Raw genomic sequence first — 12,481 nt, 5'->3', positions numbered from 1 at the left:
GGGTGGACGGCGCGGCCGACGCGCACCAGTTTGTGTGCATGACCATGGCCCGTCATACCCCATCCCCGGCCTCATTCCCGGCCCTGCCCCCGGCTCCCCGCGTCTTCTTCGACGCGATCCTGCACCCGCACCGCAGCCTGGGGCGGCACGGGTACCGCGTTCTGATGGGGGTGGTGATCCTCGTCAACCTGCTGATCGCCGGGATTTTCGCCGCCAACGGGGCTTGGCCGGTGGTGCCCTTCTGCGGGCTGGACGTGGTGATCCTCTGGCTGGCCTTTCGCGTCAACAACCGCGCCGCCCGGCTGTACGAGCGGGTGCGCCTGACCGACACCGACCTGACCGTCCAGCGCGTCGTCTGGAACAAGCCGGAGCGGCGCTGGAGCCTTCAGCCCAACTGGCTGCGGGTCACCCTGGACGGTCCGCCCCGGCACGGCGGCCGGGTGACCCTCTCCTCGCACGGGCAATCGGTGGCCGTCGGCGCCTTCCTGACGCCGGACGAGCGGGCGGACTTCGCCAAGGCGCTGCGCGGCGCGCTGGCGCGGTGGCGCAGCACCCCCTGCCATCCCGAACCGGTGCCCTGACCGCAGAGAATGTTGCGCAAGAAACGGGTTGGTCGGCCCGCTCCGACGGCGCATCCTGCGCCGGTCATGGAGCCTGGGAGAGAACGCCATGCCGTGCCTGAATCCCGCCGAAGACCCGGTCGACGCGCGGCGCCACCGTGCCATCGCCGCCGCCATCCGTCATCTCGTGGACCATTGGCAGGACCAGCCGGGGCTGGACGAGCTGGCCGCGGTCGCCGGCATGAGCCCCTTCCATTTCCAGCGGCTGTTCACCCAATGGGCAGGCATCAGCCCGAAGCGCTTCCTGCAATTCCTGACGCTGGACAACGCCAAGCGGCTGCTCGCCGCGAACCAGAGCGTGCTGGACGTGGCGCTGGACGTCGGGCTGTCCGGCCCGTCGCGGCTGCACGACCTGTTCGTCGCCTGCGAGGCGATGACGCCGGGCGAGTACAAGACGCTCGGCGGCGGGCTGACCATCCGCTGGGGCCTGCACCCGACGCCCTTCGGCCCGTCGCTGGTCGCCGCCACCGAGCGCGGCGTCTGCTGGCTGAGCTTTGCCGAGGAGGAGGACGGGCGCGACGCGCTGGCCGAGATGGCCGCCGCCTGGCCCGCCGCCCGTCTGGTGGAGGATGCCGACGCCACCCGCCCGGTCGCCGCCCGCGCCTTCCGCTGGGACGGCTCCGCAGAAGGCGAGCCGCTGCGTCTGCTGATGAAAGGCACCAATTTCCAGATCAAGGTGTGGGAGGCGCTGCTGCGCATTCCCTCCGGCGCCGTCGTGTCCTACGAGGACGTGGCCCGCGCCATCGGCCAGCCGACCGCCATGCGGGCGGTGGGGGCGGCGGTGGGGCGCAACCCGGTCTGCGTGCTGATCCCCTGCCACCGGGTGATCCAGAAGTCGGGGATCATCCACAACTACCGCTACGGTGTCCCCCGCAAGCGCGCCCTGCTCGCCTGGGAACAGGGGCACGCCTTGCCGGAGGACGAGGCTGCAGCCTGACCGGTCAGAGGCCCAGCACGTCCTTCATGCTGTAGAGGCCCGGCTGCTTGTCGTTGGCCCACAGCGCCGCGCGAACCGCGCCCTTGGCGTAGATCTGGCGGCCCGACGCCTTGTGGGTCAGCTCGACCCGCTCGCCCTCGGCGGCGAAGACCACCGTGTGGTCGCCGATGACGTCGCCGCCGCGCAGCGTGGCGAAGCCGATCTCGCCGCGCGGGCGGACGCCGGTGTGGCCGTCGCGGACCTTCTGCCAGACATCCTCCAGCGCCACCCCGCGCCCCGCCGCCGCCGCCCGGCCGAGGCCGAGCGCGGTGCCCGAGGGGGCGTCCACCTTGTTGCGGTGGTGCATCTCCAGGATGTCGATGTCGTAGTCGTCGCCCAGCGCTCGGCCGACCTGCTCGACCAGCGCCAGCAGCAGGTTGACGCCCAGCGACATGTTCGGCGACTGGACGATCGGGGTGTGGGTGGCGGCCTGGGCGATGGCCTCCTGCTGGGCCGGGCCGATGCCGGTCGTGCCGATGACCAGAACCGTTTCCGACTGGGCGGCCAGCGCCGCGTGGCGGACGCTGGCGTCGGGGCTGGTGAAGTCGATCACCGCGTCGGCCTCGGCGAACAGCGCCGCCGCGTCGTCGATGGCGACGACCCCCAGCGGCTCGAGGCCGGCGAGAACGCCGATGTCCTTGCCGAGCGCGGGGCCGCCCACCCGCTCCGTGCCGCCGGCCAACGTGCAGCCCGGCGTGGCGGCGATCTCGCGCACCAGCATCTGCCCCATGCGCCCCGCGCACCCGACGACCCCGATCTTCATGCCTGCCTCCCTGGGAGAATTCCGACACGGGTCTAGCACAGCCGGGGGCGGGGCTTAAGCGCCGAGACGCGTCAGGACCCCAGGCAGTCCTTCAGCGAGGCGGCGATGTTGCGCATCAGCGCGGGGTAGAGGCCGGGGCCGTCCGTCAGGTCCGCCCCTTCGGGGTCGAGCACGCCCTTCTTCGCCGGGGTGCCCTCGACGATGGTGTTGACCAGGGCCGGCTCGAACTGCGGTTCGGCGAAGACGCAGGCGGCGCCGAGGCCGCCGATCTTGGCGCGGATCTCCGACAGCCGCTTGGCCGAGGGGCGGCGTTCCGGGTTGACGGTGATGGCGCCGACGCCGTTCAGGCCGTACTGCGCCTCGAAATACTGGTAGGCGTCGTGGAAAACGACGAAGGGCTTGCCGGCCACCGGGGCCAGCGTCGCCTTCAGCTCCGCGTCGAGCGCGTCGATGGAGCGGGCGGTGCGCTCGGCGTTGGCGGTGTAGGCGGCGGCGTTGGCCGGGTCCTTGGCCGACAGCGCCTCGGCGATCGCCGCGACCATGGCGCGGGCGTTGGCCGGGGAGAGCCAGATGTGGGTGTTCACCTCGTCGTGCCCGTGCTCGTCGTCATGGTCATGCTTGTGATCATGCCCATGATCATGCTTGTGCTCGTGCCCGTGGTCGTGGGCCTCCCAGGCGCCGCCCTCGCGGGCGTCGAGCAGGGTGACGCCCGGCGCCTCCAGCAGCGTGACGGAGGTGGCCTTCTTCGCGTTCGCCGTCACCGGCTTGTCGAGGAAGGCCTCCAGCTCCGGCCCGATCCAGAAGACGAGGTCGGCGGCGGCCAGCGCCTTCGCGTCCGACGGCTTCATGGCGTAGGTGTGGGGGGACGCGGCGCCGCGCACGATCAGCGCCGGCTCCGCCACCCCCTCCATCACCGCGGCGACCAGGGAATGGACCGGCTTGATCGAGGCGACGACCTTCGGCGCCTCGGCCAGCGCCGGGGAGGCGGCGCCGAGGGCGGCGGCCCCCAGAGTCGCGGCAAGGGCAAGGAGCGGCAGGGGACGCATCGCGGCACGCATGGGTGGGTTCCTCATCGTCTGGCTGGACAGCCGGGTCTTTCCGGCGCATAGCTGTCTTCGTTTCCAGCAATGTCACGTTATAACATAACATGTCAATCCATCACGCGGCCCCCCACGCGGCGCGATCGCCGGTTCTGGCCACTCCCCTGATCGATACAAAGGGTTTGACGGTGCGATTGGGCGGGCGGACGATCCTCGACCGCGTGGACCTGGAGGTGCGGCCCGGCGAGATCGTCACGCTGATCGGTCCCAACGGCGCCGGCAAGACGACTCTGGTGCGCGCCGTGCTGGGCCTCGTCCGCGCCTCGTCCGGGGTGGTGGAACGCCGCCGGGGCCTGCGCATCGGCTACATGCCGCAGCGCCTGACCGTCGACGCGACCCTTCCGCTGACGGTCCGCCGCTTCCTGGCGCTGTGGCGCCCGGTGACCGAGGCGCGCATCTCCACGGCGCTGGAGGAGGCCGGCGTCTCTCACCTCGCCGCCAGCCCGGTTCAGACGGTCTCCGGCGGGGAGATGCAGCGGGTGCTGCTGGCCCGCGCCCTGCTCGGCGATCCCGAGCTTCTGGTGCTGGACGAGCCCGACCAGGCGGTGGACATCCATGGGCAGGCCGAACTGTTCGGGCGCATCGAGACGCTGCGCCGCACCCGCGGCTGCGGCGTGCTGCTGGTCAGCCACGACCTGCACACGGTGATGGCCCGCACCGACCGCGTGCTCTGCCTGAACGGCCATGTCTGCTGCCAGGGCGCGCCGGAGGACGTGCGGCGCCACCCGGAATACCGCGCCCTGTTCGGCGGCCACGCCGACGCGCTGGCCGTCTATGTCCATCACCACGACCATGCGCACGCCAGCGACGGCGCCGTGGTGCCCGGCCATGACGGGGACTGCTGCCATGGATGATTTCGTTCTGCGCGCGCTGGCCGCCGGCTGCGGCATCGCGCTGGTCGCCGGCCCGCTGGGGTCCTTCGTGGTGTGGCGGCGCATGGCCTATTTCGGCGACACGCTGGCCCATTCCGCCCTGCTGGGGGTGGCGCTGGGCTTCCTGCTGGGCGTCAACCCGCTGATCGGCGTGGTCGGGGTCTGCGTCGCGCTGGCGCTGGCGCTGGTCGGGCTGCAGCGGCGCCGCGCGCTGGCCACGGATACCGTGCTGGGCATCCTGTCGCATTCGTCGCTGTCGCTGGGCCTCGTCGCCATCGCCTTCCTGGAGACGCTGCGCGTCGATCTGGTCGCCTATCTGTTCGGCGACATTCTCAGCGTCACCACCGGCGATCTGGCCTGGATCTACACCGGCGGGGCGGCGGCGCTGGGCGGGCTGCTGCTGCTGTGGCGGCGGCTGCTGGCGGTGACGGTGGACGAGGATCTGGCGCGGGTCGAGGGCATGCCGGTGGAGGCGCTGCGACTGGCCTTCATGCTGCTGATCGCTCTGGTGATCGCGGCGGCGATGAAGATCGTCGGCATCCTGCTGATCACCTCGCTCCTCATCATCCCGGCGGCGGCGGCGCGCCGCTTCTCCCGCACGCCGGAGGCGATGGCCGCCCTGGCCTCGGTCTTCGGGATCGCCGCGGTGCTGGGCGGCCTGCTCTCCTCGCTGAACTGGGACCTGCCGGGCGGGCCGAGCATCGTGGTCGCCGCCGCCGCCCTCTTCCTGGCGAGCATGATGGTGCCGACGGCGAACCGGTAAGCGTCAGACTTGCGTCAAGCGGGCACGCGCCGTCGTCAACACCGAGCGCGTGATGTCGGCCAGGGTGCGGCTGGCGATGCGGCTGCGCTGCCAGAACAGCGGCACGTCGAGCGGCTGGTCCGGCACCAGAGCCACCAGCCGCCCGTCGCGCAGGGCCTCGGCGACCAGCGGCTCCGGATTCATCCCCCAGCCGAGCCCGGCCAGCGCCGCGTCGACGAAGGCGTGGGTGGAGGGCATCCAGTGAGTCCGCGAGGCGATCTCCACCCCGAAGGCCTGACGAGTCCACTGCGTCTGCAGCCGGTCCTTGCTGTTGTAGGTCAGGCGCGGTGCGCGGGCCAAAGCCGCCGCCTCCACCCCATCGGGGAAATGCCGGCGCAGGAAATCCGGGCTGGCCGTCGCCACGTAGCGCAAGGCACCCAGCGGGGTGCTGTCGCAGCCCTGCACCGGTTGGGCGCCGGATGTCACCGCCGCCAGCACTTCTCCCCGGCGCAGCCAGTCGGCGCTGTGCTCCTGGTCGTCAAGGACGAGGTCGAACAGCACGTCCGGCGTCCCGGCCATCGCGGCGACGAACCATGTGGCGAGGCTGTCGGCGTTGACCGCCATGCGCACCGTCACCGCCGGCCCGTCCTGCGGCAGGCCGGGAAGCCCGTCCCGCAACTCGCTCTCCAACAGGGCCACCCGCTCCGCGTGCTGGCTCAGCCGCAGGCCGGCGGGGGTGCCGGTGCAGGGCGATCCGCGCACCACCAGGATCGTCCCCATCCGCTCCTCCAGCAGCTTCACCCGCTGCGACACAGCGGAGGGGGTCACGTGGAGCTGCGCCGCCGCCCGCTCGAAACTGCCGGTGCGGACGACTGCGGCCAGTGCGGCGAGCAGGGCGTAGTCCAGCATGGCTTAGCGTTCCTTAATCGGGATAAGGGACTTTAGTTATTCTAATCCGGACGACGATGGTAGGGGAACGGCCTCCACCAACGATGTCGCCACCCTGTGAGGCCGCCATGCTCTCCGCCTTCCTTCCCGGCCTTCTGCTGGGTCTCAGCCTGATCGTCGCCATCGGCGCGCAGAACGCCTTCGTGCTGCGCCAGGGCCTGCGCGGGGAGCATGTGCTGGCCGTCTGCGCGACCTGCGCGGTGTCGGACGCCCTGCTGATCCTGGCCGGGGTCGGCGGCTTCGCCCAGGCCGCCCAGTGGTTGCCGTGGTTGGAAACGGCGACCCGCTACGCCGGGGCGGCTTTCCTGCTGGTCTACGGGCTGCGCAGCTTCCGCTCGGCCTGGCGGGCGGGCGGCGCGCTGGACCCGGCGGCGGCGGTCCCGGCGGGGCTCGGCGCGACGCTGGCGACCTGCCTGGCGCTGACCTGGCTGAACCCGCACGTCTATCTGGACACGGTGGTGCTGGTCGGGTCGGTGTCCACCCAGTTCGCCGAGGGCAAGCACGCCTTCGCGCTGGGGGCGATGACCGCGTCCGTCCTGTTCTTCTTCGCGCTGGGCTACGGCGCCCGCCTGCTGCGGCCCGTCTTCGCCCGGCCCGGCGCGTGGCGGGCGCTCGACACCGGCATCGGCGTCGTCATGTGCACGATCGCGGCGACCCTGGTGGCCTGAGCCAAAGCATCCTTCCCAATGGGCCGGCGCAGGGAATCCCCTTCCCCGCGCCGGTTACCCATCAGGACGCCTTCAGCGCCTGCAGGAAGGTCTCGACCTGATGCTTCAGGCTGTCGGACTGGCCGGACAGGTCGGAGGAGGAGCGGATGACGAGGCTGGAGGCCTGCGCCGTCTCGTTCGCCGCCATGCTGACCGCCTCGATGCTGCGGGCGATCTCGTCGGTGCCGCGGGCGGCCTGGGCGACGTTGTTGGAGATCTCCTGCGTCGCCGCCGCCTGCTCCTGCACGGCCGAGGCGATGGTGGTGGAGATCTCGTTGATCGACCGGATCGTCTCGCCGATGCCCTGGATGGCGCCGATCGTCTGGTTGGTCGCCGCCTGGATGCCGGCGATCTGGGCGGAGATGTCCTCGGTCGCCTTGGCCGTCTGGTTGGCGAGGCTCTTCACCTCGCTCGCCACCACGGCGAAGCCCTTGCCCGCCTCGCCGGCCCGCGCCGCCTCGATGGTGGCGTTGAGCGCCAGCAGGTTGGTCTGGCCGGCGATGCCCTGGATCAGCTTCACCACGTCGCCGATGAGCTGCGCCGACTGGGCGAGGCTGTCGGCGGTGCCGCCGATCTGCTCGGTGCGCGACACCGCCTCGCGGGCGATGGCGACCGACCGCTCGACCTGCTGGCCGATTTCCCCGATGGAGGCGGAGAGCTGCTCGGCGGCGGCGGCCACCGCCTGGACGTTGGACGCCGCCTGGGCGGTGGCGGCAGCGGCCTCCGCGCTCTGGCGGGTCGACCGTTCCGACAGGGCGCCGAGCTGGCGCGACACGCCCTGCATGTCGGCCGAGCTGCCGGACACCGCCTGCACCACGCTCTTGACCTTCGCGTCGAAGTCGGCGGCGAGGGAGCCGGCGCGCTGGCGCATCTCCTCCTCCTCCTGGACGTCGATCAGCGAGCCGCAGGCGCGCAGCGCCAAGCCGGCCGCGTTGCGCCGGCAGCCGCCGATGGCGCGGAACCAGCGGTAGGAGCCGTCGCGCATCTTCACGCGGTAACGCACGTTGAAGGGCGTGCGGCCGCTGGCGTCGGCCAGGAAGGCGCCGAAGGCGGCGAAGGTCGGGGCGCTGTCGTCCGGGTGCAGGCGGTCCGACCAGGAGGTCATCAGGTTCGGGAAATCCTGCTCGCCCTCGAAGCCGAGCAGCCGGCGGAACTGCCCGGACCAGGTCCAGCGGCTCTGCGGATGCGCCGGGTCGCCGTTGTGGAACACCGCGTCCCACAGGCCGACGCCGGCGTGGTTGCCATAGAGGTCGAGCGCTTCGGTCAGCTCGGCCAGCTCAGCGCCGCGCCCATTGCCACCGTTGGACCCACCCCGGAAAAAATTCATCAGACTCATCGCCTTGTCCCCTACCCCTCACACGAAAACCGGTGCAACCTTCAGCAGAGACCCATGACTGAAACGACCGGTCAGCCTGTTCTCATGTACGGAAAATATGAGAATTTAGATTTCAATTCGGTAAAAACTCTCTGCATGTTTCCGGAAATTGAAGGGTGTTTGCCGTATTGTTTGTTTCATTTTCTGTTTTATTTGCTTTTCTTCTTATCTGCACAACCTTTGGGTGATACCCGGTGCGCCGCGACCGGACGCCGCCGGCCCGGCCCGTTGCCATCCCCGGCGGGACGACCTAAAGTCGCCGCCTTCAGGGGATCAGCACCGGGAAGACACTGCACATCATGGCCGACACCCGCCCCGCCCCCCGAGTGGGGCTGTTCGTCACCTGCCTCGTCGATGTCTACCGCCCGACGGTCGGCTTCGCCGCGGTGAAGCTGCTGGAGGACGCCGGCTGCACGGTCGAGGTGCCGGCGTCCCAGACCTGCTGCGGCCAGCCCGCCTTCAACGCGGGCGACCGCGCCACCGCCCGCGACCTCGCCCGCAGCACCATCGCCGCCTTCGAGGGGTTCGACCATGTGGTCGTCCCCTCCGGCTCCTGCGCCGGGCAGATCCGCAAGCATTACCCGGAGCTGCTGGCCGACGATCCGGCCTGGGCGGCGCGCGCCCGCCACCTGTCGGCGCGCACGCACGAGCTGGTGTCCTTCCTGACCGACGTGCTGGGGGTGACGGACACCGGCGCGCGCTACGACGGCACGATCACCTACCACGACAGCTGCTCCGGCCTGCGCGAGCTGGGCATCAAGGAGCAGCCGCGCCGCCTGCTGGCCAAGGTCGAGGGGCTGACGCTGAACGAGCTTCCGGGGGCGGAGGTCTGCTGCGGCTTCGGCGGCACCTTCTGCGTCAAGTACCCGGACATCTCCAACCGCATGGTCGAGGCCAAGACCGCGGACATCGCGGGCACCAAGGCCGACACGCTGCTGGCCGGCGACATGGGCTGCCTGCTGAACATGGCCGGCAAGCTGAAGCGCGAGGGCTCCGCCGTCCGCGTCCGCCATGTCGCGGAGGTGCTGGCCGGCGTCACCGACACACCCCCGATTGGCGAGCCCATAAAAAGTGGGAGGGCATAACGCCATGCAGCCGACCACCCACGCCTTCCCCGAGAACGCCCGCAAGGCGCTGAGCGACGAGCGGCTTCAGAAGGTCCTGGCCATCGCGCCCGCCGGTTTCGTCAACCGCCGCAAACAGGCCGCCGACCGCCTGCCGGAGTTCGAGGATCTCCGCGACCAGGGCCGCGACCTGAAGAACCACGTCCTGGCCAACCTCGACACCTATCTGGAGGCCTTCGAGGCCAAGGTCACCGAGCAAGGCGGCCATGTGCACTGGTGCCGCACCGATCAGGAGGCGCGCGACGCCATCCTGGGCATTTGCCGCAAGGTCGGGGCGAAGACCGTCACCAAGGGCAAGTCGATGATCTCCGAGGAGATCGGGATCAACGACTATCTGGAATCCAACGGCCTGACCCCCATCGAGACGGATCTGGGCGAATACATCATCCAGCTCCGCCGCGAGCCGCCCAGCCACATCATCGCCCCGGCCTTCCACCTGTCCAAGGCGGACGTGGAGGGCACCTTCCGGCAGGCCCACACCGATTTGCCGGCGGACCGCGTGCTGGACGAGCCCAAGGTGCTGATCGCCGAGGCGCGGCAGGTGCTGCGCCGCAAGTTCCAGCAGGCCGACGTCGGCATCACCGGCGCCAACATCATGGTGGCGGAGACCGGCTCGACCGTCATCGTCACCAACGAGGGCAACGGCGACCTGACCCAGATCCTGCCGCGCGTCCATGTGGTGATCGCCACCATCGACAAGGTGGTGCCGACGCTGGAGGACGCCGCCCTGGTGCTGCGCCTGCTGGCGCGCTCCGCGACGGGCCAAGAGGCGTCGGCCTACACCACCTTCTCCACCGGGCCGCGCCGCCCCGGCGACCTCGACGGGCCGGAGGAGTTCCACGTCGTTCTGCTCGACAACGGGCGGTCGGCGCTGCTGGGAACCGAGTTCCAGGACGTGCTGCGCTGCATCCGCTGCGGCGCCTGCATGAACCATTGCCCGGTCTACGGCTCGGTCGGCGGCCACGCCTACGGCTGGGTCTATCCGGGACCGATCGGGTCGGTGATGCAGCCGGCCCTGCTGGGAGTGAAGGAGGCCGGGCACCTGCCCAACGCCTCGACCTTCTGCGGGCGGTGCGAGGCGGTCTGCCCGATGCGCATTCCCCTGCCCAAGATGATGCGCCACTGGCGGGAGAAGGAGTTCGAACAGAATCTCCAGCCCGCCGCCATGCGCCGGGGGCTGGCGCTCTGGGGCTGGTTCGCCCGGCGACCGGCGCTGTACCACGCTGCCACCAAGATGGCGGCGCGGGCGCTGGGGGCGCTGGGGCGCGGCAAGGGGCGCTTCGCCAGCCTGCCGCTGGCCCAGGGCTGGACGCGGCACCGCGACATGCCGGCGCCGGAGGGCAAGACCTTCCAGCAGATGTGGGCCGAGAAGAAGCTGGCCGAAAAGAAGGGAAAGCGCTGACCATGGCCGACACCGGCTCCGCCCGCGCCCAGATCCTGGGCGGCATCCGCAAGGCGCTGAACTCCGCCGAGGGGTCCGAGGAGGCGCGCCAGAGGCTCGCCACCCACCCGCGCAACCTGATCCCGGCCCGCGCCCAGATTCCCCACGACCGGCAGGTCGAGCTGTTCGCCGCCATGGCGACGGAGGTCTCGGCAACCGTCGAACTTCTGGGCGGGATGGCCGAGGTGCCGGGGGCCGTGGCCGACTATCTGGCCGGGCTGAACCTGCCCGCCGAGGTCCGCGTCGCCCCGGACGCCGCCCTGGACCCGATCCCCTGGGACCAGCGCCCGACCCTGACGGTGACCAAGGGGCGGGCCCGCGACAGCGACGGCGCGTCGCTGACCGGCGCCTTCGCCGGGGTCGCGGAAACCGGCACGCTGATGCTGCTGTCCGGAGCCGAGCGGCCGACCACGCTGAACTTCCTGCCCGACACCCACATCGTCGTGCTGCGGCGCGGCCAGATCGTCGGCACCATGGAGGACGCCTGGGACCGCCTGCGCGCCGCCGGGGCGACGGATGGCGGAAAGGGCGCCCTGCCGCGCACCGTCAACTTCATCACCGGGCCATCGCGGACCGGCGACATCGAGATGCGGATCGAGCTGGGCGCCCACGGGCCGCGGCGCCTTCACATTCTTCTGGTGGAGGATTGACACGGCTGAGCGTTCAAGGGTTTATCGGAGCGTTGTCCGTGCCGGAACCCGTGTTTAACCGTGTTTGACCCGCCCCGCCCTTCGACCCGCGCGCCCGGACGGGCCGCGCCGAGGTCCCCGTCATGAGCCGCCGCCGCTCGGTCTCCACCGAGGAACGGCGCCTGTGGCGGATCGCCATGCGCGACGCGGAGCCGATGCCGGGCCGAGCCATCGAGGACCCCGATCCCCCCGCCGTCCCCGCGGTCGAGCCGGAACCGGTCGCCACCACCGCCTCCCCSCCCCCCGCCCTGCCGCCGCGSGGSGGCGTGCCGAAGGGCGGGCGCCCGTCGCAGCCGCCGCTGAAGGTCGGCAACGTCGACAACATCGACCGCCGCACCGCCGACCGCTTCTCGCGCGGCGAGATGGAGATCGACGGGCGCATCGACCTGCACGGAATGAGCCAGGCCCAGGCGCACGGCGCCCTGTCCGGCTTCGTCCACCGCGCCTGGCACGAGGGGCGGCGCTGCGTTCTGGTCATCACCGGCAAGGGCACCTACACCGGCGGGGTCGGCGTGCTGCGCCAGTCGGTGCCGCGCTGGCTGGCCGACGCCGCCCTGCGCCCGATGGTGCTGGCGGTGCGCCCGGCGCAGCCCCGGCACGGCGGCGATGGGGCGCTGTACGTCCTCATCAAGCGGCGGCGCGACCAGCATCAGGGCTGGCACCGCTAGGACGAGGCCGCGATGACACCCTTCGGCGAACGGGTCCGCGCCCTGCGCGAGGGCAAGAGCGTGACGCTCAAGCAGATGGCGGCCGACCTGCACATCTCCTCGGCCTATCTGTCGGCGCTGGAGCATGGCAAGCGCGGCCAGCCCTCCGCCCAGCTCGTCCGGCAGATCTGCGCCTATTTCGGCATCATCTGGGACGAGGCGGAGGAGTTGGAACGGCTGGCCGACCTGTCGCACCCGCGCGTGACGGTGGACACCGCCGGGCTCAACCCGAAGGCGACCGAGCTGGCGAACCGGCTGGCCGAACGCATCCACGATCTGGACGACGGAACGCTGGACCGGCTGCTGCTGCTGCTGGACGAGGCGCCGGCCCGCGGCGGCGCGGCGGTGCGGCGTCGGGCGGCTCCGCGGCGGCGGTAGAACGGTCGGGGCGAGCGTCGCAACGGCCCGATTTGTCTT

The 12,481-nt window shown here is 71.1% G+C and carries 14 protein-coding genes; 10 read left to right on the top strand and 4 right to left on the bottom strand.

All coding sequences use genetic code 11. The features are described 5' to 3' along the window. Positions 1-44 precede the first annotated feature (44 nt). Both AC1DVI_RS00400 and AC1DVI_RS00395 read left to right on the top strand, forming a co-directional pair. On the top strand, positions 45-581 hold the full coding sequence (locus AC1DVI_RS00400; protein ID WP_476956344.1) for a DUF2244 domain-containing protein: 537 nt from the start codon (positions 45-47) through the stop codon (positions 579-581). 88 nt (positions 582-669) lie between these two features. Next, complete coding sequence (locus tag AC1DVI_RS00395; RefSeq protein WP_476956343.1) at positions 670-1,557, top strand: methylated-DNA--[protein]-cysteine S-methyltransferase; 888 nt, start codon at positions 670-672, stop codon at positions 1,555-1,557. Positions 1,558-1,561: 4 nt separating this feature from the next. On the opposite strand, the gene dapB is transcribed toward AC1DVI_RS00395, so the two are convergent. Both dapB and znuA read right to left on the bottom strand, forming a co-directional pair. After that, positions 1,562-2,359: a 4-hydroxy-tetrahydrodipicolinate reductase gene (gene dapB / locus AC1DVI_RS00390; RefSeq protein WP_353858324.1), complete on the bottom strand. Its 798-nt coding sequence runs from the start codon at positions 2,357-2,359 to the stop codon at positions 1,562-1,564. A gap of 71 nt (positions 2,360-2,430) precedes the next feature. After that, the gene (znuA, locus tag AC1DVI_RS00385) at positions 2,431-3,417 is read right to left on the bottom strand and encodes a zinc ABC transporter substrate-binding protein ZnuA (RefSeq protein ID WP_476956342.1); all 987 of its coding nucleotides are present in this window, start codon (positions 3,415-3,417) and stop codon (positions 2,431-2,433) included. Positions 3,418-3,506: 89 nt separating this feature from the next. On the opposite strand from znuA, the gene znuC reads away from it, so the two are divergent. Together znuC and znuB are read left to right on the top strand one after the other, a co-directional pair. After that, a complete protein-coding gene (znuC, locus tag AC1DVI_RS00380) occupies positions 3,507-4,313 on the top strand; it encodes a zinc ABC transporter ATP-binding protein ZnuC (RefSeq protein WP_476956341.1) in 807 nt (268 codons plus the stop codon). Beyond that, complete coding sequence (gene znuB / locus AC1DVI_RS00375) at positions 4,306-5,094, top strand: zinc ABC transporter permease subunit ZnuB (protein WP_149165374.1); 789 nt, start codon at positions 4,306-4,308, stop codon at positions 5,092-5,094. The genes znuC and znuB overlap by 8 nt, the downstream gene beginning before the upstream one ends. Before the next feature lie 3 nt (positions 5,095-5,097). On the opposite strand, the gene AC1DVI_RS00370 is transcribed toward znuB, so the two are convergent. Beyond that, the gene (locus AC1DVI_RS00370; protein WP_476956340.1) at positions 5,098-5,982 is read right to left on the bottom strand and encodes a LysR family transcriptional regulator ArgP; all 885 of its coding nucleotides are present in this window, start codon (positions 5,980-5,982) and stop codon (positions 5,098-5,100) included. Between the two features lie 107 nt (positions 5,983-6,089). Between AC1DVI_RS00370 and AC1DVI_RS00365 the strand changes: the two genes are divergently transcribed. Then, a complete protein-coding gene (locus AC1DVI_RS00365; protein WP_200484884.1) occupies positions 6,090-6,689 on the top strand; it encodes a LysE/ArgO family amino acid transporter in 600 nt (199 codons plus the stop codon). A 61-nt stretch (positions 6,690-6,750) separates the two neighbouring features. Here AC1DVI_RS00365 and AC1DVI_RS00360 read toward each other — a convergent pair whose 3' ends face one another. Then, positions 6,751-8,055, bottom strand: coding sequence for a methyl-accepting chemotaxis protein (locus AC1DVI_RS00360; protein WP_476956339.1), 1,305 nt, complete (start codon positions 8,053-8,055; stop codon positions 6,751-6,753). A gap of 347 nt (positions 8,056-8,402) precedes the next feature. On the opposite strand from AC1DVI_RS00360, the gene AC1DVI_RS00355 reads away from it, so the two are divergent. The 5 genes from AC1DVI_RS00355 to AC1DVI_RS00335 all read left to right on the top strand — a co-directional run bounded on the left by AC1DVI_RS00355 (position 8,403) and on the right by AC1DVI_RS00335 (position 12,442). Continuing rightward, complete coding sequence (locus tag AC1DVI_RS00355) at positions 8,403-9,188, top strand: (Fe-S)-binding protein (RefSeq protein ID WP_476956338.1); 786 nt, start codon at positions 8,403-8,405, stop codon at positions 9,186-9,188. A 4-nt stretch (positions 9,189-9,192) separates the two neighbouring features. Continuing rightward, positions 9,193-10,629 (top strand): LutB/LldF family L-lactate oxidation iron-sulfur protein, encoded by a 1,437-nt coding sequence (locus AC1DVI_RS00350; RefSeq protein WP_476956337.1) that lies wholly within the window; start codon positions 9,193-9,195, stop codon positions 10,627-10,629. Positions 10,630-10,631: 2 nt separating this feature from the next. Continuing rightward, a complete protein-coding gene (locus AC1DVI_RS00345; RefSeq protein WP_476956336.1) occupies positions 10,632-11,318 on the top strand; it encodes a LutC/YkgG family protein in 687 nt (228 codons plus the stop codon). Between the two features lie 122 nt (positions 11,319-11,440). Next, a complete protein-coding gene (locus AC1DVI_RS00340; protein WP_476956335.1) occupies positions 11,441-12,025 on the top strand; it encodes a Smr/MutS family protein in 585 nt (194 codons plus the stop codon). 12 nt (positions 12,026-12,037) lie between these two features. Then, positions 12,038-12,442 carry a helix-turn-helix domain-containing protein gene (locus AC1DVI_RS00335; RefSeq protein WP_137103761.1) on the top strand — a complete coding sequence of 135 codons (405 nt, stop codon included), beginning with the start codon at positions 12,038-12,040 and terminating at the stop codon, positions 12,440-12,442. Positions 12,443-12,481 lie beyond the last annotated feature (39 nt).

The sequence above is a fragment of the Azospirillum sp. P4_B5 genome, assembly GCF_056402275.1.
Note: the sequence above shows the minus strand (reverse complement) of the source record. Positions and strands in the feature narration are given on the sequence as shown.